At 58.6% G+C, this 18190-nt stretch carries 14 protein-coding genes; 10 read left to right on the top strand and 4 right to left on the bottom strand.

Features of this window, described 5'->3' with window-relative positions; translation table 11 throughout:
• Window positions 1–104 precede the first annotated feature (104 nt).
• Window positions 105–2591 carry a hypothetical protein gene (locus IPI58_05195; GenBank protein ID QQR68259.1) on the top strand — a complete coding sequence of 829 codons (2487 nt, stop codon included), beginning with the start codon at window positions 105–107 and terminating at the stop codon, window positions 2589–2591.
• A 190-nt stretch (window positions 2592–2781) separates the two neighbouring features.
• Window positions 2782–4098: a hypothetical protein gene (locus IPI58_05190; GenBank protein ID QQR68258.1), complete on the top strand. Its 1317-nt coding sequence runs from the start codon at window positions 2782–2784 to the stop codon at window positions 4096–4098.
• Here the strand turns inward: IPI58_05190 and rnhA are convergent.
• Window positions 4095–4613 carry a ribonuclease HI gene (gene rnhA / locus IPI58_05185; GenBank protein ID QQR68257.1) on the bottom strand — a complete coding sequence of 173 codons (519 nt, stop codon included), beginning with the start codon at window positions 4611–4613 and terminating at the stop codon, window positions 4095–4097. The two genes, IPI58_05190 and rnhA, sit on opposite strands and share 4 nt — an antisense overlap.
• Window positions 4614–4811: 198 nt before the next feature.
• Between rnhA and IPI58_05180 the strand changes: the two genes are divergently transcribed.
• The gene (locus IPI58_05180; protein QQR68256.1) at window positions 4812–7796 is read left to right on the top strand and encodes a type IV secretion protein IcmB; all 2985 of its coding nucleotides are present in this window, start codon (window positions 4812–4814) and stop codon (window positions 7794–7796) included.
• Window positions 7797–8013: 217 nt separating this feature from the next.
• Here IPI58_05180 and IPI58_05175 read toward each other — a convergent pair whose 3' ends face one another.
• Together IPI58_05175 and IPI58_05170 are read right to left on the bottom strand one after the other, a co-directional pair.
• Window positions 8014–8358: a LapA family protein gene (locus IPI58_05175; protein QQR68255.1), complete on the bottom strand. Its 345-nt coding sequence runs from the start codon at window positions 8356–8358 to the stop codon at window positions 8014–8016.
• A gap of 23 nt (window positions 8359–8381) precedes the next feature.
• Window positions 8382–8693, bottom strand: a complete 312-nt coding sequence (locus IPI58_05170; GenBank protein ID QQR68254.1) for an integration host factor subunit beta — start codon at window positions 8691–8693, stop codon at window positions 8382–8384.
• Window positions 8694–8970: 277 nt separating this feature from the next.
• Between IPI58_05170 and IPI58_05165 the strand changes: the two genes are divergently transcribed.
• From IPI58_05165 to yidC, 7 genes are all read left to right on the top strand, one after another.
• Window positions 8971–10125 (top strand): hypothetical protein, encoded by a 1155-nt coding sequence (locus IPI58_05165; protein ID QQR68253.1) that lies wholly within the window; start codon window positions 8971–8973, stop codon window positions 10123–10125.
• On the top strand, window positions 10122–10724 hold the full coding sequence (locus IPI58_05160; GenBank protein QQR68252.1) for a hypothetical protein: 603 nt from the start codon (window positions 10122–10124) through the stop codon (window positions 10722–10724). Before IPI58_05165 ends, IPI58_05160 begins: the two co-directional genes overlap by 4 nt.
• 42 nt (window positions 10725–10766) lie before the next feature.
• Entirely contained in the window at window positions 10767–13247 is a 2481-nt protein-coding gene (locus IPI58_05155; protein ID QQR68251.1) for a TraM recognition domain-containing protein, read from the top strand.
• Window positions 13248–13373: 126 nt separating this feature from the next.
• On the top strand, window positions 13374–13508 hold the full coding sequence (gene rpmH / locus IPI58_05150; protein ID QQR68250.1) for a 50S ribosomal protein L34: 135 nt from the start codon (window positions 13374–13376) through the stop codon (window positions 13506–13508).
• 111 nt (window positions 13509–13619) lie between these two features.
• Window positions 13620–14000: a ribonuclease P protein component gene (gene rnpA / locus IPI58_05145; protein ID QQR68249.1), complete on the top strand. Its 381-nt coding sequence runs from the start codon at window positions 13620–13622 to the stop codon at window positions 13998–14000.
• A complete protein-coding gene (gene yidD, locus IPI58_05140) occupies window positions 13997–14272 on the top strand; it encodes a membrane protein insertion efficiency factor YidD (protein ID QQR68248.1) in 276 nt (91 codons plus the stop codon). The genes rnpA and yidD overlap by 4 nt, the downstream gene beginning before the upstream one ends.
• 96 nt (window positions 14273–14368) lie before the next feature.
• Window positions 14369–16120, top strand: a complete 1752-nt coding sequence (gene yidC / locus IPI58_05135) for a membrane protein insertase YidC (GenBank protein QQR68247.1) — start codon at window positions 14369–14371, stop codon at window positions 16118–16120.
• Window positions 16121–16181: 61 nt separating this feature from the next.
• Here yidC and IPI58_05130 read toward each other — a convergent pair whose 3' ends face one another.
• Window positions 16182–17168, bottom strand: coding sequence for a hypothetical protein (locus tag IPI58_05130; protein QQR68246.1), 987 nt, complete (start codon window positions 17166–17168; stop codon window positions 16182–16184).
• Window positions 17169–18190 lie beyond the last annotated feature (1022 nt).

The raw sequence follows: 18190 nt of genomic DNA, 5'->3' as shown, positions 1-18190 counted from the left end.
GGAAAGGGCGGATTTCTTCGTCACTTGCCTTGACGGAGTCTTTCTGCCCGTGCAGCCTAAAGCCTCTTCGAACGACTCGCCGTCCCATCAGGAAGGGAGACTCCATGCAGCCCCTACGGGCCGGTTCATCTGTCTTAGCCGGGCAATCCTCGCCTCGCACAGGCCGGTTTGGCCGCGAGGCGGGAAGGCTGTTTCAAAGTCTGGCCCAGGATTCGGCCCTGCCGCTGCATGTCCGCGCGACATTGCGGCAATTGCCTGTCGCTTTGGCGGGGCAATGGCCCGATCCTACCGCGCAAAGGCTACGCCGTTCTTTGGTGCGGCATGTGGGGGCGGCCTTTGCCCTCTCCCATGGCGATCCGGTCGAGTTGGTCTTGGGTGTGGGCGCGCCGCCTTTGGCGGGCTTGCCCGCGCATATTCTGTTGATGGTGGTGGATGATCGCGCCGGGGATTGGCGCGCTTTGGCCGGGCAGACGCGGCCTTTGTTATGGGCGGCGGCGTCTCAACAGGCGCATCCCATCCGGCAAACCGACAAGAAACGCCAGCCCCGTTCCCTGCTGATAAGCCCGTCTCTCACGCGTTTATGGAGCCGGATCGCGGAGGCCCAGGCTGATGCGGAATTCAGCAGCGAGGCAGGGGGCGAGCTGATCGGCTTGTTGCGCGCCGCGCGCAAGATGGCGGTGCGCGCGCCTGGTTCATCATCGGGTCCGCGCGCGCGGCGTCCTGTCCGTCAGCAAGAACAGCCGCTCCCCATCGCGCCAGCGACACATGGGAAAAGCGCAAAGTCAGCCTTATCCACGGCGCGCTTGCCCCTTCGCCGGATGAAGAAACCGTCTATGCGCGTTCGCGCCCTTGCTCGTTTGGGCAAGGTGGCCAGTGGCATGATCCGCGCGGCGCGATCTGCGGTCCGGGCATCCGCCCATAAGGTCGCCGTGACGGCCTCCGGACGGAAACAAGCCACAAAACAGGTATCAAGGCAGCGTGGCAACGCGGCGACTCTGTCTGCGCCTCCTTCTAAAATGACGCCTATGCCTCCCATGCGTCTGAAGAAGAAACCGTCTATGCGTATGCGCGCCCTTGCTCGTTTGGGCAGGGTGGTGGGCGGGATGATGCGCGTCGTGGTTCCTATGCGCCTAAGCCAGAAATCCGCCCCACGCCGCGTTTTTCGTCGTCCCCATATGCCTTTGGCGCGGCGACCGTCTGTGCTGCGCCGGGTGCGGGCGGAGGCGCGGATTCGTCCGGTCTTTTTGAATCGAGGCCTGTGGCGTCTGTCCCAGATGGCGAGGACGGCGCGCGTGACACGCACGGCGTCTGTGGCCTCTGTTCCTTCGCATCGTCCGACCGCCGCGCGGCGGCGTGTGCGTGTGGCGCGTTACGTTAAAATCCTGGTTGCTCGTGGAAAACTGCCTGTGCCGGCGGTATCGGCGCGGCGGGTGGCGTCTGCCCAGATCATCCCCTTGCGTCCGGCTTCCGTTCCTGGGACGGCTGAGCGTTCGACGCCGCGCATTCCCATGCCGCCGCGTCCGCATCGGCTGATGGGCGCATCCGTGCCTGTTGTCGCACCGCCCATGACGGCTCTTGCGGCGGTTTCCCCTGCTGCTTCCTCGGTCTTGTCACATTTGGCAAAGGCGGTTGCCGCGCCGCTTGCGGCGGCTGTCGCGCTGGGGGGCGAAGCTTTGGCTGCCTTGCCTGTGGCGACGATCACGGCGGCAAACGGGGCCGAGCCTATCCCGCCGCCTCGCTCAACGCCCCTTATGGATACGCCGCCGGTCGAAGCACCCAGCGCAATCCCTGCCCAGACGCCTTTAACGGGTGAATCTGCATCGGCCTTAACCGGGCTGGCTTTGCCTGTGATGGCCGATGCGCCCAAGGACGAGTCATCGGTGGCTCTGGCTTTGGACGGCACGAAGGTCGAGCCCGCACCAAGCCTAACGCCCCAGGCGGCACCGCCCGCCGCTGCCGCGCCGCAAGAGCTGGTCACGTCCGAACCCACAGTCCCGTTGGCCGATACCCTATCCGATATCCCACCTATCGCCGAACCCATCTGGACCAGGCCGCCAGAGGCCGCCGCCGCGCCGATCCTCGCCTATGAACCACCTTCTGAGCCACCGCCGCCCGCATCTGAAATGCGGGACTTTATCGCCAGTTTGATGATCATCGCCGCGCCTGTTGAGGAAACAAAGCAGGAAGAAACGCCGATCACTCGCGTGTGGTATGGCGAGCCGAAGAAGCCTTTTGAGGATGTGAACACTGGGGGAAAAAGTAGGCTGCGTGTGCGTACACATGGCAACCTTTCGCTTGATCCGCCTACTGATCCGAATCCGGTGCCTCGGCATACTCCAGAAGAAGCCAAACCACCGGTTCAGCCTGTCTCAAAGATTGTCCTGCCGCCTCCAGTTCAGCCTGGTGAAGGGGGGGGGTATCCACAGCCTCACCCCTCTTCGCCGGAGGAGGACTTTATTCCGGAAAAGGACAAAGAAAGAAGCAAGGATCTAATTTGTAGGCCAAGACAAGAAAAAAGGCCAATTGATGACAGGACTTCTCCACCCACATCCAGAGCACAGTCATTGCGGGCAACATTGGAAGGATCATAGCAAGCCATGGACATAAAATACCAATAAAGAAATAATTGCATCGGCGCTCGGATCCCGAGTTATATTGAGCGCCCCCGCTTGAGGGGCATGTGTTGTTTTTTTGACGAGGTGTCATATGGCGGCGTTATCGCTTGAGAAGCTGTTTCGAATTGTCTGGATCAGCCAAGACAACCAGGCAAGTTTGCAATCTATGATTCAGCCGTTGCGGAACACGCCCAGCTGCGACCATTTTCAGGCTCCCAGCCCTTATCAAGCGCGAAATTTCTTAGCGGCCAATATATCCGAGAGGCTCCCCTTTCTGGGCGGCTTGCCGATGCCGGAGAACGGGGATGCAATTCAGCGCGGAGCCTTCCATCTTGATCCTACCGCTCAGTCGAAAATATGGACAGGCAACGAAACCGCCTGGCTGAATCATGTCGTATTGGTCGATCACCTGCGGGATGGCCGCTTCTTTGTGCGCATGAGCGCGCTGCGGGATCATCAGGGGCAGCAATTGGCGTTTTTCTATCGTCAAGATGAACGGGCTCCTTGGATGTTGGCGCATGGCCATGCCTGGGCGGAAAGCGATTATCAAACCCAAGTGATGAACCACGATCCCATCATGGGTGCGCGGATTCTGCATGCCAATAAATGGGGCCAGCCAGTCGGCGGCGGTGCAGGCCGTTTGACCCTAGATCGGTGGTTTATTAATGCCGGAACCGGCAAGGCTCATGTCTTGACGGTGCATGTATTCGACCAGGCCACAAACACCCTGGCCAGCGCCTGGATGCCCGAGGACACATTCATCCTTCAGGCTATTCTGTACGACACATGGAAGAGCAACGCCCAAGCTTTATACGGCCAGCATCACGGGGTGAAGGGTTCTTATATCAAGACCGATAGCATGATCGAGGTTCTGGCCCCGCATATCGATGCGGTCGATGGGCGGTTTAGCGTCAATAAATATGGTGAAGCCATCACAGGCCCCAAGATCCTGGACGGGGCCTATACGGATTCGCGTTTGGCGCCTTTTGTGATTGCGCCACTGCTGGGAGATTCGATCCCTTCACGGATTGCCGCCGCCTTGAAACAGGAAACCCCGACTCATGCCATGCTGCTTTCGCAAGATGCGCTTGATCTGTTTCAGCGGAATGTTGCATGCAACCTCTCGCCGCGATCCTTGGGCGACTTTATGGCGCATCACGGCCATCACCTGTATCCCCTGCCTTGGCAGGAACAACCCGGCGAAAAGCTGTGGTCCATTCATCGCGTGACGGGGGCCTATGGAAAACCCGCACCGGCCATAGCCTTGCCCTATGTGACCGCCCTGGCGGGCACCACGGTCGCGGGCAATGGCAAATTGCATATTCGGTGCCGCAACCCACAAGCCCTGATCGAGCCCGCTTTGTTGGTTGTCCACACGCAGCTTGAGTCCGGATCGGTATCCGGCGCGCTCATTCTGCGCCAAACCCAAGGCGCGGAGCGGGTACGCAAGTTTGGTCCGGCGATAGGCGCGTTGCAGCTTTAAGAAGCGTTTTTGCTCTGCCATGCCTTGGCCTGTGCCACGGCCAGGCGGTCGGCGCGCTCGTTTTCGGGGTGGCCCTGATGGCCGCGCACCCAGTCCCATGATATGTGATGCGGGGCGGTGGCCGCGACCAGGCGTTGCCATAAATCTTGGTTTTTGACCGGCTGATTGTCGGCGGTGCGCCAGCCGCGCTTTTGCCAGCCCGCTATCCATTTGGTGATGCCGTCCAGCACATAGCGGCTATCGGTCACCAGGCGCACATCCGAAGGGCGTTTCAGGCTTTCCAAAGCCATGATCGCCGCCATCATCTCCATGCGGTTATTGGTGGTTTGCGCCTCGCCGCCCGAAAGCTCTTTATCCGTCCCCTGCCAGCGTAACACAACGCCCCAGCCACCTGGGCCGGGATTGCCCAGGCATGCGCCATCGGTGAAGATTCCTATCTCGTCCGGCTTATTCGGTGGAGGAACAAAGGACACGGCGACTCCTTGTCCGCGCAGATGGGAAGACCCGCCCCACATAGCACAAGGCCGGGAATGATTGAACGGCTATGATATATATCGAGACTGATATGAATGAAAATGGAGCCGCGAAAGAAAACGCCTTCATGATAAAGGCTGACAGAATAAAAAATTAACGACTATGATGCTTGATAGACAGAGATTCGCGGCTTTCGGGATACCCCTGATTCCGCCACTCGCGCAGGGGGAAAGCGCCAGATGCTGGCTGTTGTCGATGAACTGATTGCTTCGATGATGATGGGCTTGCGTCAGCCCGTCGAATCCTTCGTTCAGTTGGAAACTGCCGACGACGAGATGACCTTGGTCGCCAGTGATGGCTCCTTGGTGTCCTTCATCCGCTTTGACGGCGCGCGGCAAATTATCGGCGATACCGAATATGCGTGGATTGTCGAGCAGTCGACCCTGAAGATTGGGTCGCGCTTTGACCATCCGGGCTATGCGTTGCAGTTCTATTTCATGCGCGATGCCGACCGCGTGGGGCGCGAGCTGGACCGCTTGATGCGCGCCAACCACTCGGCAGCCAAGGCGATCGGCCTGGATCTTGACGACCTCTTGACCGAGCGTCGCCGCCATTTGGCCAATCATATGGCATGGGAGGATATCTGGCTGGTCTTGTGGACACGGCCCAGTGCGGTCAGCAAGACCGATCTTGCCCGTTCACGCGAACACCGTCGGAATATCTCGTGGGTGCCCGCGCCGCGCGCGCAGTTTCCTCATACGGCGCTGGATGCCTTGCGCTTGCGCCATCGCAGTTATGTGATGGGGATCGAGGCATCTTTGGAAGAGCTGGGCTTTAAGGTCTCGACCGTGGATGTGCATGAGGCGTTGCGTTCGGTGCGCGGCAGCATGTATCCCACACGCGCACATGATAAATGGCAGGCCTGCGTTCCCGGCGATCCCATTATGCCGCGTCAGCCGCTTAAGCCTGGCGATATGTCGGAAATTCTGTGGCCGTCTTTGCCCAGCCAGTTATGCGTGGGCGATTCCGAGGTGATATCGGATACCATCGTTCGCGTGGGTGATCTGATCTGGGGCAGCACGGATATGATATTGGGTCCGGCCGATCCCAGCCCGTTCCCGCAATTGCTGGCGCGTTTGATCGATCAGGGCTTGCCGTTTCGCGTGTCCTTCTTAATTGAAAGCGCGGGCACGGTGGGCATCGGATTGCGTAAGCTGGTGGCGTCCGTCCTTGCCTTCACCAATTCAACGAATAAGCAAATACGCGACTCGCTAGAGACATTGCGCCGCCAAGCGCAAAGCGAGCCGGTGGTGCGCTTGCGCTTGTCCTTATCGACCTATGCGCCCCAGGGTGAAATCAAGCTGTTGGAATCGCGCCTGTCGGCTTTGTCGCAAAGTTTGGAAAGCTGGGGCTATATCCAGGCCTCGCAGCGCGCGGGCGATCCGCTGGAAGGGGTGATGTCCTCGGCGCTGGGCGTGGCTTGCGCATCGACGGCGGTGCCTGCGATCGCGCCTTTGTTCGACGTGGTCAAGCTGTTGCCTTGGCAGCGCGCTTCCAGTCCCTTTGATGAAGGGCCGATCCTGTTTCGCACGCCCGATGGGCGTATCTGGCCGTATCAGCTGGGCAGCTCGCTGCTGACCACATGGTTTGATCTGATCTTCGCTCAGCCGGGATCGGGTAAATCGGTGCTGATGAACGCCTTGTCTCTGGCGGCGTGCCTACAGATCGGCGCGTCGCGTCTGCCCTATATTGCTATTTTGGATATTGGGCCGTCTTCGTCGGGCTTGATCTCGCTGCTGCGCGATTCCTTGCCGCCCGAGCGGCGCTATGAGGCGATGCATTTCAAGTTGCGTATGACGCCCGAATATTGCGTCAATCCCTTTGATACGCAGTTGGGTTGCCGCTATCCCCTACCAGAAGAGCGTAGCTATCTTGGTGAATTGCTGACGTTGCTATGTACGCCCGCTGGCCATACCTCAAGCTATGACGGTATCCCTCAATTGGTAGGCTTATGCGTGGACGAGATGTACCGTTGGCGCGACGACTCGGGGGCCAATACCGAGCCGCGTCCCTATCTGGCGCGTATTGAGCCGGAAGTGGACGACGCGCTCAAGGCCTATAACATCCATCTGCCGCCTGATCCGTATTGGTGGGATGTGGTGGATGCATTGTTCGATGTGGGCGCGGTGCATGAATCGCTCTTGGCTCAGCGTTATGCCGTGCCGACCTTGGTGGATGCCGTGACGGCCGCCCGGCGGCCACAAATTCGGGCGCTGCTGGAAGAAACTCAAATCGGGGCCAGCGCGGAAAGCGTGATCCACGCTTTTGAGCGTATGATCGCCGCCGCCGTGCGTGAATTCCCGATTTTGGCCTCGATCACCAAATTCGATATCGGCAGTTCGCGCGTCTGCGCCATCGACTTGGCCGAGGTCGCCCCTCATGGCGACGAGGTGGCCGACCGCCAGACGGCGGTCATGTATCTGCTGGCGCGGCATGCCTTGATTCGCTCATGGTGGTTCGGACCGGACTCCTTACGCTCGATGCCCCAGCGCTTTCGTTCGTATCACGAGGCGCGGTTGCGCGACATCCGCGAAACGCCCAAACGTTTGTGCTATGACGAGTTCCACCGCACCGGTAAGACTCCCTCGGTGCGTGCCCAGGTCGTGCGCGACGTGCGCGAAGGCCGAAAATGGGGCGTGCAGATCGTGCTGGCTTCGCAGTTGTTAGACGATTTCAGCGCCGATATGGTCGATTTGGCCACCGCAGTGTGGATTTGCGGCTCGGCCACCAGCGAACGCGCCGTTTCCGCCACGGCCGAGCGTTTCGGCCTGTCCGACACGGCGCGCTGGGTGATGCGTAACCGCCTGACCGGCCCACGTCCCAGCGGTGCGCCCGTGCTGCTGCTGCTGAGCACCAATGAGGGACGCTACGAACAGCATTTGATTAATACGCTCGGCCCGATCGAGCTATGGGCGCTGTCCACCTCGTCCGAGGATGTGGAAATCCGCAACCGCCTCTATTCGCGTCTGGGCGCGGCCCGGGCGCGCAAATTGCTGGCCCAGGCCTATCCTGGCGGCACCGCGCGTCAAGAAATCCGCCGCCGAGTCATTTTGCGCACCGAGTCCGGCCAGATCGAAGCCGGAGCCATCTCGGCTGTGCTGGAAGAAATCGTCGAAGGGCTGGCTGGCATCTACGCCAAGGAAATCCAGAGAGTCTTGGAATAGGGGGGCTGGCCTGCTGGGGCCGCGCTCTTCCCGTAAGAACGTGGCATGGCAACGTACCTGGTCGGCCCTAAAGAAGTCGGTTTTTCAGACGGAGATGGAAATGAGGCGGTGCAGGCTCGCCTTAAGCGCATCTTTCGTGCAATCCCCGATCGGTGCGCGCATCACGCGCCCAAGACAATGGCGCATCTCTTTAGGGGCAATGAATGGACGTTCACCGTCAGCTTATTGTCGCTTCCTTGGGTATGTGTGACATGACTGTCGCCGCTGTGTTGGATTCGCATTCTTCAACTCCTTGGCGTCTCAAAGCGGTTTCGAGTTGGGATGCTTGGCGGCGTAGGCGGAATACCTGCCATCTCTTGGGCAGTCCACGCATCCACATCAGTGCCGCTCCGCTTAAAAGGCCTGCCAGGAACGGCACGATGACCAATAAATAAGCTGGTATGATCAGAATAATGTCCGTCGGCCATAATGACAGCTGGGCTTTTTGGGGGTTGGTGATGGCGAACACAATCACTATCAGTGCCACGGGCACGAATAGCAGAAAACGCAAAAAGCGCATCATATTTGTCCTGTTTTAGAGGTAAGCTAGGCGCCTTGGGCGGCTGTGCCGGCCTGCGCGGAGGCGTTGATGCGCTCGCGCAACTCTTTACCCGTCTTGAACGCGGGAACATATTTTTCAGACACCTTGACCGATTGGCCGGTGCGTGGATTACGGCCATTGCGTGGATCGCGACGCTTGACCGAGAAGGCGCCGAAGCCGCGCAATTCCACACGTTCACCCCGGCATAGGGCATCGATCATGGCCTCCAACACGGTGGAGACCACCTTGTCGGCTTCCAGCAAGGATAGGGACGGGCTCGAGTCTGCCAGACGCTGCACCAATTCGGACTTGGTCATTTCTTGACCCTCCCAATGTAGAATGGTTGACACAAAGCTTGGCGAATATTGAAGAATTCGTCAAGTCGCGATTATTCCAGTGTATTCATCGGGTCTTGTCTCGCAGTTTTTGGTCTTGAGACGGGAAGCGAAAACGGGATATGGCTTTGGACAATGTTCAGGCGTCAGGGGGCTCGCCTGCGCATCTTGCAGATGTTTTCACCGAAAATTCGTGATATACAAAGCGCCACGGGGGCTTTTCGTCCCCATGGCAGATTCACCAGCGAGAGTAAGGTCTATGGCGGCAGGCAAGTCAGGCGATGCAGAACAGGCGTTTTTGCTGTTGCTGTTGCTTGGCCTGGGTTTTGGCTCCTTGGGTTGGTTCATCGGGCGCGATGTCATCTTAGAAGGGCTGCGCTGGCTGCGCGTGGGCGAGATGGCCTTGATCGCGCCCTTGGCCTATCTGTTCGGTCAAGGTGCCGATTGGAACGAGGGTTGGCGCTGGCTGTTGGACAGCCCGGCATCGGCCAGCGGCGCGGCGCGTGAGAATATGTTCTCGGTCATCGAAGTCACGGGCACTTATGTCGGCCTCACTCTGCGCTGGCCGATGGCGGCGTTCTTTTTGGTGGTGGCGTGGTGGTATTATAAATTCAATCCCTTCGCCAAATTCCGGCAAAAGCATAACCTGGCCAGCTTGATGAAAGTCCAAGCGATCAGCTGGCCGGTCATCACCCCGGTCATCAAAATCAATCCGATCGAAATCAGCGCGCGTATTCCGGGCGAGGAAGTGCCATCGCGTCTGCCGTTATTCGCCGAATCCCTGACCCCGGAAGAATGGATCGCCTGGGCGCGCATTCCGATGAGCAAGAGCGGACCGGATCGCGAGGCGCTGCGTCAGGCGTTTTCCGCGCAATTGGGGCCGGTATGGACGGGGCCGGAAAACCAGCCGGCTTATGTCCGGGCCTTGTTTGCCGCCTTCGCTCTAAAAGGCGCGCAAAAGCGCAAGGAAAGCGACGTGATGCTGGGCGAGATTTCCAAATGCTGGGATCCCAAAGCGGGACTAAGGCTGACTTCCAAACTGACGGCGCAGGTCAATGAGATTATCGCCGATCCCAAAATCGGCGGGGTGGCCAAGAAAAAGGCGGAGCAGCATGCCTTTCGCGCCACGGCTTTGATGGGGTTGCTGGCCTATGCTCGGCATCGCGGCGGCGTGCTGGCTCCGGCGCAGTTCTTGTGGCTTCGCGGGCAGGATCGGGCCTTGTGGTATCCTTTGAATAACACCGGTCGTCGCACCTGGCATGCCGAGGCGGCAGGCGCGGGCGCGCATTATATGGCGGAATTGCAGGCCAAGCGCGGCTTGTCTTTGCCGCGCGTGGACACGGCCATCATGACCATCGTCACCAATCTCTCATCACGCAATGTGGTGATTCCTGATCTGAAGGAGACAGCATGAAATTAGATCTTAGGCTGAACATCAAGCCTCCTAGCCCCTATAAGGTCAGAGGCCGGTTCGAAGGCCACACCCTGGCACTGGATGTCAATGATCGGGATGGACGCCGCGTTTGGGTGCTTAACCTGGACAAAGCGGGTCAGGCCTTGATGGTGTCGCTGCGCCCCGCGTCGCAGGGGCCGGATTCGTCGGCTTTTGTGCTGGGTTATCAAACTTCCGAGACAGCGGCTTTCGTGCCTCTGGCCCATTTCGACGAAGAAAAGGACGCCAGGCGCGCCTTGCGCAAAACGGCCTCGGTCTTGGCCTGCGATCCCAAGGGCATCGGTCCGCGCATCACGCGCCTTGCGGCGGTGGGGACGGCTTTTGTGCTGCTGCTGGTGGTTTGGTTCTTGCTGGTGGGCAATATCTTTGCGAACAGCTTTAAGCAGGCCGCAGATCAGGCAGGCACGCCAGTGGGGACTGGGATCGCCTCGCCCAATGCGCCGCTGCAAACGGCACCTTGGGGCGTTCCGACCTCGGCCGATCAGGTTCTGCGTCAGCAAATGCAGCGGATGCCCCAAGGCGCTGCCATGCAATCCATGCCCCCCGCGCCGATGCAATAAGGCGTACGGCGTACACCCCCCGCCCGTGGAGGAGCGGACAAAATGGCGTTTTTAGAACGGAAATACCGCACCAAATCAAAGCTGTTTTTGCGTGACGTGCGCCCGATGGGCGTGCGGATAGGGGCGTTTCTTTCCGAGGTCAGCTCCATATCGTCCATCTTCGTCGCCATGGCGGTGCTGTTGGTCATTATGCCGGAATTGGCTTGGCTGGCCGATATCATGCTGTTGGTATCGTTCTATTATCTGCGCTGGCTGGGGAAAAAGAAGTTCCAGTTGCCGTTGCGTTTGCCGATGCACGCCAAGATGCTCGATCCCAACAATCCCGCGCCGGGCAAATCCGGGCCGGGCAAGGCCGAGGGCATTTTGTATCTGGGTAACGCCTATAAAGAGAATAACGAGGAAATCTGGCTGACCAATAACGATGCCCGTACGCATATCTTGTATCTGGGCACAACCGGCGCGGGTAAGACGGAAGGCCTTAAATCCATATGCAGCAATGCGTTGTGCTGGGGCAGCGGCTTTGTCTATGTGGACGGCAAGGCGGATAACGATCTGTGGTCGTCTCTTTACGCGATGACGCGCCGCTTTGGCCGCGACGACGATCTTCTTGTGCTGAATTATATGACCGGCAACAGCGACGACGGCGCGACATCGAACAGCATGAATCCCTTTACCTTCGGTTCGTCCTCGTATCTGGCGAATATGATGGTCAATTTGATGCCCGATGCCGGCGGCGATAACGCGATGTGGAAAGAGCGCGCCGTCGCCTTGATTTTCGCCCTGATGCCCGCTTTGACTTATCTTCGTGATAAGAAGAATGTCCCGCTCGATATCGGCTCGGTGCGCGACTATATCGAGCTTGGGCCTATCGTCAAGCTCTCGCGCAATACCGATTTGCCGGATCGCATCGCGCGCGGTCTGCAAGGGTATTTGGCCACCTTGCCAGGGTTTTCGGACGAAGCCTTCGATGACGAGGGGCATGACGTTCCTCCCAGTCCGGATAAGCCGATGTACGATATGCAAGTCGCGCGGCAGCAGCACGGCTATCTGTCGATGCAGTTTACCCGCGCTTTGCAGTCGCTGGCCGACGAATATGGCTATATCTTTAAGGCGCAATTGGCCGATATCGACATGATCGATGTGGTGCTGAACCGCCGGATCATGGTGGTTCTGATCCCCGCGCTGGAAAAGGCGGGTGACGAGGCCGCCAATCTGGGCAAGATCGTCGTGGCGAGCCTGAAGGGCATGATGGGCGCGACTCTGGGCGCGAATGTCGAGGGAGCATGGGAAGAGTCCATCGACAACAAGATGACGCGCGCCTCTTCGCCTTATATCACCGTCTTTGACGAGGTCGGTTACTACACGGCCCAGGGTATGGCGGTGATGGCCGCCCAGGCGCGTAGCCTTGGGTTCAGCTTGGTCTTTTCTGCGCAGGATCTGCCCGCGATGGAAAAACGCATCAAGCAAGAGGCGCGTTCGATCACGGGTAATTGCAACATCAAGATTTTCGGCAAGATCGAGGATCCGGTGGACACCATCGAGTTTTATAACAAGCGCAAGACGACTGACTGGGCCGTCATGTCCAAGAGCTATAAAGTGGCTGGCGATACGGTGGGATCGTTGTTCGACTCGCGCAGTTATATGGATACGGATCTGGCGGGTTCAGCCGAGGTCCGTACACATTTCAGCTCGGACGATCTGCTGGGGCTGCGCGAGGGCGAGGCCGCTTTGATCCATGGCGGCGACACCGATCCGCTGAAATTCTATCTGTGCGATGCCGGTAAGGTAAAGGCGCTGCGTGTCCAGAAACTCCTGCCCGTGCCTGGATCGACCAGCAGCACCGGCGCGCGTGAGCGGCTTATTTCAGATCTGGGCGAGAAGTTACGGGCGGAATCATCCTGGTCGGCGGCTACCTCTGGAGCTAAGACGGACACACCCGCGGAGATCGCCGCTTTATCCATGGGATACAGTGCCGCTGTGCAAGCAGGCTGGCCCGCGCAAAAGAGCGGTGGTGTGGCGGTGGCGGCCTTGGCCGAGAATATCGCCCATCTCGAACAGGCCAGCCAGGCCTCATTGCAAGGCCAATCCCGACCGATGCCCGGCGGCGCGGGGGGCAAAACGGCCTCCCCGTCGACTGTTCAGCCAGAGACGACCTTGCGCGGCGGCGATGATAACTGGCAGCCTGAACCGCCTTTCCGCTTGCATAAGAGCCTGGGCGGCCTGGAAGGGCGCGGTGGTAATGAGGATGCCTTGGCGGCTTTGGATGCGCTGGATATGTCTTCTGATATTGAGGCCGTTTCAAAACCCGCACCGGCGGAACTTAGCCAACGTCATGTGGCCAGTTTGCGCGGTAGCCACGAGGCATTCGAGGCTCCCTCGTCCACTGCCGCCAGCGCGCAGGCTCCGGCCATCCCAACCGATGGCAAAGGCGGCGCATGGGCGCAATTGCCCGAGGATGTCGCTTTACTGCTTAAACGCGCTGCCGAGTCGATGCGGGACAAGCTGTTCAATAAGCGTGATTAACCGGGGTTCTCCCTGGAAAGCCATGATGTTAACGAAAAAGACGGCCCGCAAGCGATCGGATGGTTTGACAAAGGGCAGGACTTTCGTCTAGGAATACCGTTCAAAGAGCAAGAGGGAAGTTCCACGATGAAGCGTACATTCCAGCCCAGCCGCCTTGTGCGTGCCCGTCGCCACGGTTTCCGCGCCCGCATGGCCACCCGTGGGGGTCGCGCCGTGATCGCCAGCCGCCGCGCCAAGGGTCGCAAGCGCCTCTCGGCCTAGTCCTTTCCCGCCTTTATTGTCGGGAAATGCCGGGTTCAAAGCCGCCCTTTCTGGTAAGGGGCGGCTTTGTCGTTGCTTGGGCTCTACCCCTGACATAAGGACTCTTTTGCCTTGAAGCTTTCGACGCTAAAGGTTCACGCCGATTTTCAACGGGTCAGCGCCCAGGGACGGCGTTGGTCCGGGGCGGCTTTTATTCTGTATGCGCGTGCTTGGCCGCCCGAGACGGCGTGTCTGACGCCGCCCTGGCGTTTGGGGCTGACAGCCAGCCGTAAGATGGTCGGCGGAGCAGTAGCCCGAAATCGGGCGCGGCGACGTTTGCGCGCCTTGGCGACGGATATTCTGACAGGTGAAGCCCGTGAGGGCCTGGATATCGTGCTGATCGCGCGCGAGGCGGCGTTATCCCGACCTTTTGAGCTGCTAGGCCAGGACCTGCGCCAAGGCTTGCGCCGTTTGGACCTGCTGCGCGATACGTCCAAGGTACGGGTTCCATGAGGCGTTTGTTGGTGGCTCTGCTGCGCATTCCGGTGCTGATATGGCGCTGGGGGATCAGTCCGGTTCTGGGGCCGCATTGCCGCTTTGCGCCCAGCTGCTCGGCCTATGCGCTTGAGGCGCTGGAACAACATGGTCCTTGGCGTGGCCTGCTCTTGACGCTGCGCCGCATCGGGCGATGCCACCCTTGGGGGGGAAGCGGGTTTGATCCGGTGCCGCCGGTTGCGGGAAAATTCCCTCCATCGGACAAGGTGGATCGCGGATCAGCCTTATAGGTCAATAACGATAGGGGGTATCGGAAAGCGCCGGTTCCTGCTATCTCAAAGTCTCGCCCTTCACCTCCATCAGCGCGGCATTGGCAACGGATCGACATGAGCAACAACGACAACTTCCTGGTCTTTATCATCCTATCCGTGGCGATCCTGCTGGGGTTCCATTATTTCTATGAAGCGCCGCGCCAAGAGCGCGAACGCGCCGTGATCTCGGCCCAGCAAGCGCCCAAAATGGCCTTGCCGCAGGCCAAACCGGCCGCCGTCAACGCCTTGTTAAGCCCCAGGGGGGATGTGCTGGCGCAAAACGCCCGTCTGCCGGTGTCCTCGCCGGTTCTACGCGGATCCATCAATCTGGTCGGTGGTCGTGTGGATGATTTGATTTTGTCTTCTTACCGCGAAACCTTGGCCCCTGACAGCCCGTCCATCACCTTGCTATCCCCTACGGGCAGCGCGCCGCCGCATGCGGCCTATTACGCCGAATTCGGCTGGATGGCCGCGCAAGAAGGCACTTCGGTTCCCGGCCCCCAGAGCGTGTGGCGGACCGACGCCTCGGCCTTGGAGGCGGGCGGGCGGCCCGTGCTGCTGCGCTGGGATAATGGCGCGGGGCTGGTGTTCGAGCGCGAGATTTCCCTGGATGAGCATTACATGCTGACGGTGACCGACCGGGTGCGCAACGCCGGCATCGCTGCCGTGAACTTGTATCCCTATGCGTTGGTCGCGCGCCATGGAACGCCGGTGTTGCAAGGCGCGGGCGCGCCTTTGCATGAGGGCGCGGTGGGTGTATTCGAAACCCGTCTGGAAGAGCATCCCTATGACAAACTGGCCGATGAAGGCACGGTTGCGGGCCAGGCCCAGCAGGGCAGTTGGTTGGGGTTCACCGATAAATATTGGCTGGTGGCTTTGGTTCCTTCTTTGCCCGACGGGGCGCATCTGCCGGTGCGGTTTACGCATAGCAAGACGCAAGACGCGCGCAAGGACCTGTATCAGGCCGATTGGCGCGCCGAAGGGGTCTCCGTGGCGCCGGGTGCCGTGTCGGCACCGGTCACCGCGCGTTTATTCGCAGGGCCCAAGCAAGTCGATCTGCTGGACGCCTACGAAAAAAGCCTGAATATCCGCCATTTCGATCTGGCCATTGATTTTGGCTGGTTCTATTTCCTGACAAAGCCCTTCTTTTATGCGCTGGACTTTTTGGGGCGTTGGTCGGGGAATTTTGGCGTGGGCATCTTGATCTTGACGATCTGCTTGCGCCTGTTGCTGTTCCCTCTGGCCGATAAATCCTATCGCAGCATGGAGCAGATGAAGGCCCTTCAGCCCGAGATCGCGCGTTTGCAAGAACGCTTTGGCCAAGATCGCGTGCGCCTGAATCAAGAAATGATGGAGCTGTATAAGCGCGAGCGGGTGAACCCCCTTTCGGGTTGTTTGCCGATCGTGATCCAGATTCCCATTTTCTTTGCCTTGTACAAGGTTTTGTTCGTCAGCCTGGAGATGCGCCATGCGCCGTTCTTTGGCTGGATCCGCGACCTTTCGGCCGCCGACCCCACGACGATCTTTAATCTGTTCGGCCTGATCCCATGGCAGCCGCCCAGCTTTTTGATGTTCGGCGTGTGGCCCTTGCTGATGGGCGCAACCATGTATGCCCAGCAATTGATGGCCCCACAAGCCCCCGATCCCATTCAGCGTAAGGTGTTTATGTTCTTGCCCCTGTTCTTCACGGTCCTGCTGGCCCCCATGGCCGCCGGATTGGTGATCTATTGGACATGGAGCAACATCCTTTCCCTCGGCCAGCAATGGGTGATCCATCGCCGCATGGCGGGCCTGCGCGAACGCCTGGCGAATAAGAAAGCCTCGTAAAGAAAAAGGGCGGCTCGTTGGAGCCGCCCTTGGGAGCGTGCATACGCTCTGCGCCTTGTGCTTATCGCAAAATTAACTCAAAGCGCTCTTTGTTGCAGATGCCCATGCTGGGGCGGCTGGCATTGATTTGTTCCATGATTGAATCCGGCCCCACTGCCCCGGTGCGGACCACAGGCGACAGGTGGTGTTTGCCGTTCTGATCGACCGTTGAACGAAGGATCAGGCCTCTACTCTTACCTGTCTTGGTGCTGACGCCTCCGTTTAAGACCGCGCTCTCAGACAGCATGACGCATTCTCCGCTAGAGGGCGAGGGGACTCCCGGGGGCAACTGGCTCTGCGAAATCGGTCCATTCGGTCCACGGAAATCGATTCGCGGTTGGCCAGTCTGGTCGCAGGAAACAATAGTCTCGCCGCTTTTCTCGCCATCGCAATACATGTTGTAAATGTAAGTTCCATCCCGGCGGCTTGTTTTCTGGCCAATCTTGCCTTCTTGCAGAATCTTGAAGCTGCTCTTGAAGTCCAATCCGAATTTCCCGCCTTCGGCCTGGACGTAATTCATCGACTGTAGCCCTACGACACGATTGGGTTTATACGAGTCCGCATCGGCCGTATATGCGCGAGGTGCGCAGATATTTTGATTTTTGCCATAGCAAATAACGGTGGTGTAAGGGGTATTGACCGGAGTCTTGGATTGGATTTGGCCAGGTTGCAAAAAGACTTTCTGGGTATTTTCCGGCTTATCTAGCGCGATCGGCCGATAAGCATCGCCATCTTTGGTGCGGATATAGAGTTTGACAGGCTTGCCGGATGCATTGGTCGCGGGAAAGACATAGAAATCCTCATCAGCGGCCAAAATGGCTTTCAGATTGGAAAGATCAATCTTCTTCCCACCCGCAGCGGTCGGCGTGTCAGTGTCTTGCTGAAGCGCGGGATTGCTGACGCAGCCTGCTAATACTGAAAGCGCCAAAACCGCTGAAGTTAGTTTCTTCGCATATTCTGAAAACTTACTCATCTCATCCCCCTGTGTTTGGTTAACGCGTTTACTCATGGATGTTAAATCTTGGGGGCATAAAATGCAACTGTTGTAAATAATTTCGCTATGGTTGCGAGAAAAAATATATCGGGGGCGATGCAATTATTTAGAAAGCCTTTACCAGCACTTGTTCGCCAAGCTATGATGACCATACTTAAGACGAGAATGTTCAGCGCAAGGGCGTTGGTCGGCATTCTCGGCCATTTAGGGGAGATAAGCCGATGTTCCACGCCGCACGCCCAGGCTCTGCAGAGATTGTTACGAAGATAAACATAACATGCCTCTCATTGGGCACCACCTTTGTGCTAAGCGCGATCTTTGCGGCGTTTCCCCTGCCTATTTTGGCACAGAACTATGAGGCGTCATTGCATATTGCAAAACGGACTTGTCCGATGCCGCAATATGATTCGTCCAAACATGCCACCATTATTACGCCAGGCTTGAAAAAGGTATGTACGCTAAACGGCGACTTGCGGACAGGTACAGCGTCATGCGACGCATCAGCGCCGCCTGCGGGTAACAACAATGTGGGTTATAATAACGCGGCCTGGAGTTATGCCGGTGCGGCGGCGAATGCGGGCGGCAGTGCTCATGCGGTTATCGATGCCCATGGAATCTGTTCGCATGTATCCAATATAGCGACGGATGGAACGGGATATTTCGTTCCCTTTAGGTCTGGTCTGGAATGGCTGGCCACTAATGTAAATGCGCCCAAAGCTACGCCGCTACGCATGGGCGGGTGCTGCAGACCGGAAGATGTTCGTATTGCCGCAAACCCCATCACCGTCGCTCTTGGCCCTGTGACGTCCGTATGTACCGTTTCGTCCGGATCCATATCGCTCTTTCCGACGGCAAAAGGTCAGGCCTATGCCAAGGTTGGTGATCAATATGTGCCTGCCTCTACGGCGGGTATGGGATTTCAAGTAAGCTGCAATCCTACGTCTTACACTATATCTCACGCTGATGGGGGATCAGATACATGGACACTTTCTGCGAGTATCCAAAATATTCATCTGCGTTTTGAGTGTTCCAAAGCA

Source organism: Alphaproteobacteria bacterium (assembly GCA_016699305.1).
Lineage (GTDB): Bacteria > Pseudomonadota > Alphaproteobacteria.
The sequence above is the reverse complement of the archived record's forward strand: the minus strand, read 5'-3'. Positions and strand labels throughout refer to the sequence as shown.

Excerpts from the sequence above, each read along its gene's own strand:
- IPI58_05195 (QQR68259.1), top strand. The coding sequence starts at position 105 with ATGCAGCCCCTACGGGCCGGTTCATCTGTCTTAGCCGGGCAATCCTCG.
- IPI58_05190 (QQR68258.1), top strand. The coding sequence starts at position 2,782 with ATGATTCAGCCGTTGCGGAACACGCCCAGCTGCGACCATTTTCAGGCT.
- rnhA (QQR68257.1), bottom strand. The coding sequence starts at position 4,613 with ATGTGGGGCGGGTCTTCCCATCTGCGCGGACAAGGAGTCGCCGTGTCC.
- IPI58_05180 (QQR68256.1), top strand. The coding sequence starts at position 4,812 with ATGCTGGCTGTTGTCGATGAACTGATTGCTTCGATGATGATGGGCTTG.
- IPI58_05175 (QQR68255.1), bottom strand. The coding sequence starts at position 8,358 with ATGATGCGCTTTTTGCGTTTTCTGCTATTCGTGCCCGTGGCACTGATA.
- IPI58_05170 (QQR68254.1), bottom strand. The coding sequence starts at position 8,693 with ATGACCAAGTCCGAATTGGTGCAGCGTCTGGCAGACTCGAGCCCGTCC.
- IPI58_05165 (QQR68253.1), top strand. The coding sequence starts at position 8,971 with ATGGCGGCAGGCAAGTCAGGCGATGCAGAACAGGCGTTTTTGCTGTTG.
- IPI58_05160 (QQR68252.1), top strand. The coding sequence starts at position 10,122 with ATGAAATTAGATCTTAGGCTGAACATCAAGCCTCCTAGCCCCTATAAG.
- IPI58_05155 (QQR68251.1), top strand. The coding sequence starts at position 10,767 with ATGGCGTTTTTAGAACGGAAATACCGCACCAAATCAAAGCTGTTTTTG.
- rpmH (QQR68250.1), top strand. The coding sequence starts at position 13,374 with ATGAAGCGTACATTCCAGCCCAGCCGCCTTGTGCGTGCCCGTCGCCAC.
- yidD (QQR68248.1), top strand. The coding sequence starts at position 13,997 with ATGAGGCGTTTGTTGGTGGCTCTGCTGCGCATTCCGGTGCTGATATGG.
- yidC (QQR68247.1), top strand. The coding sequence starts at position 14,369 with ATGAGCAACAACGACAACTTCCTGGTCTTTATCATCCTATCCGTGGCG.
- IPI58_05130 (QQR68246.1), bottom strand. The coding sequence starts at position 17,168 with ATGAGTAAACGCGTTAACCAAACACAGGGGGATGAGATGAGTAAGTTT.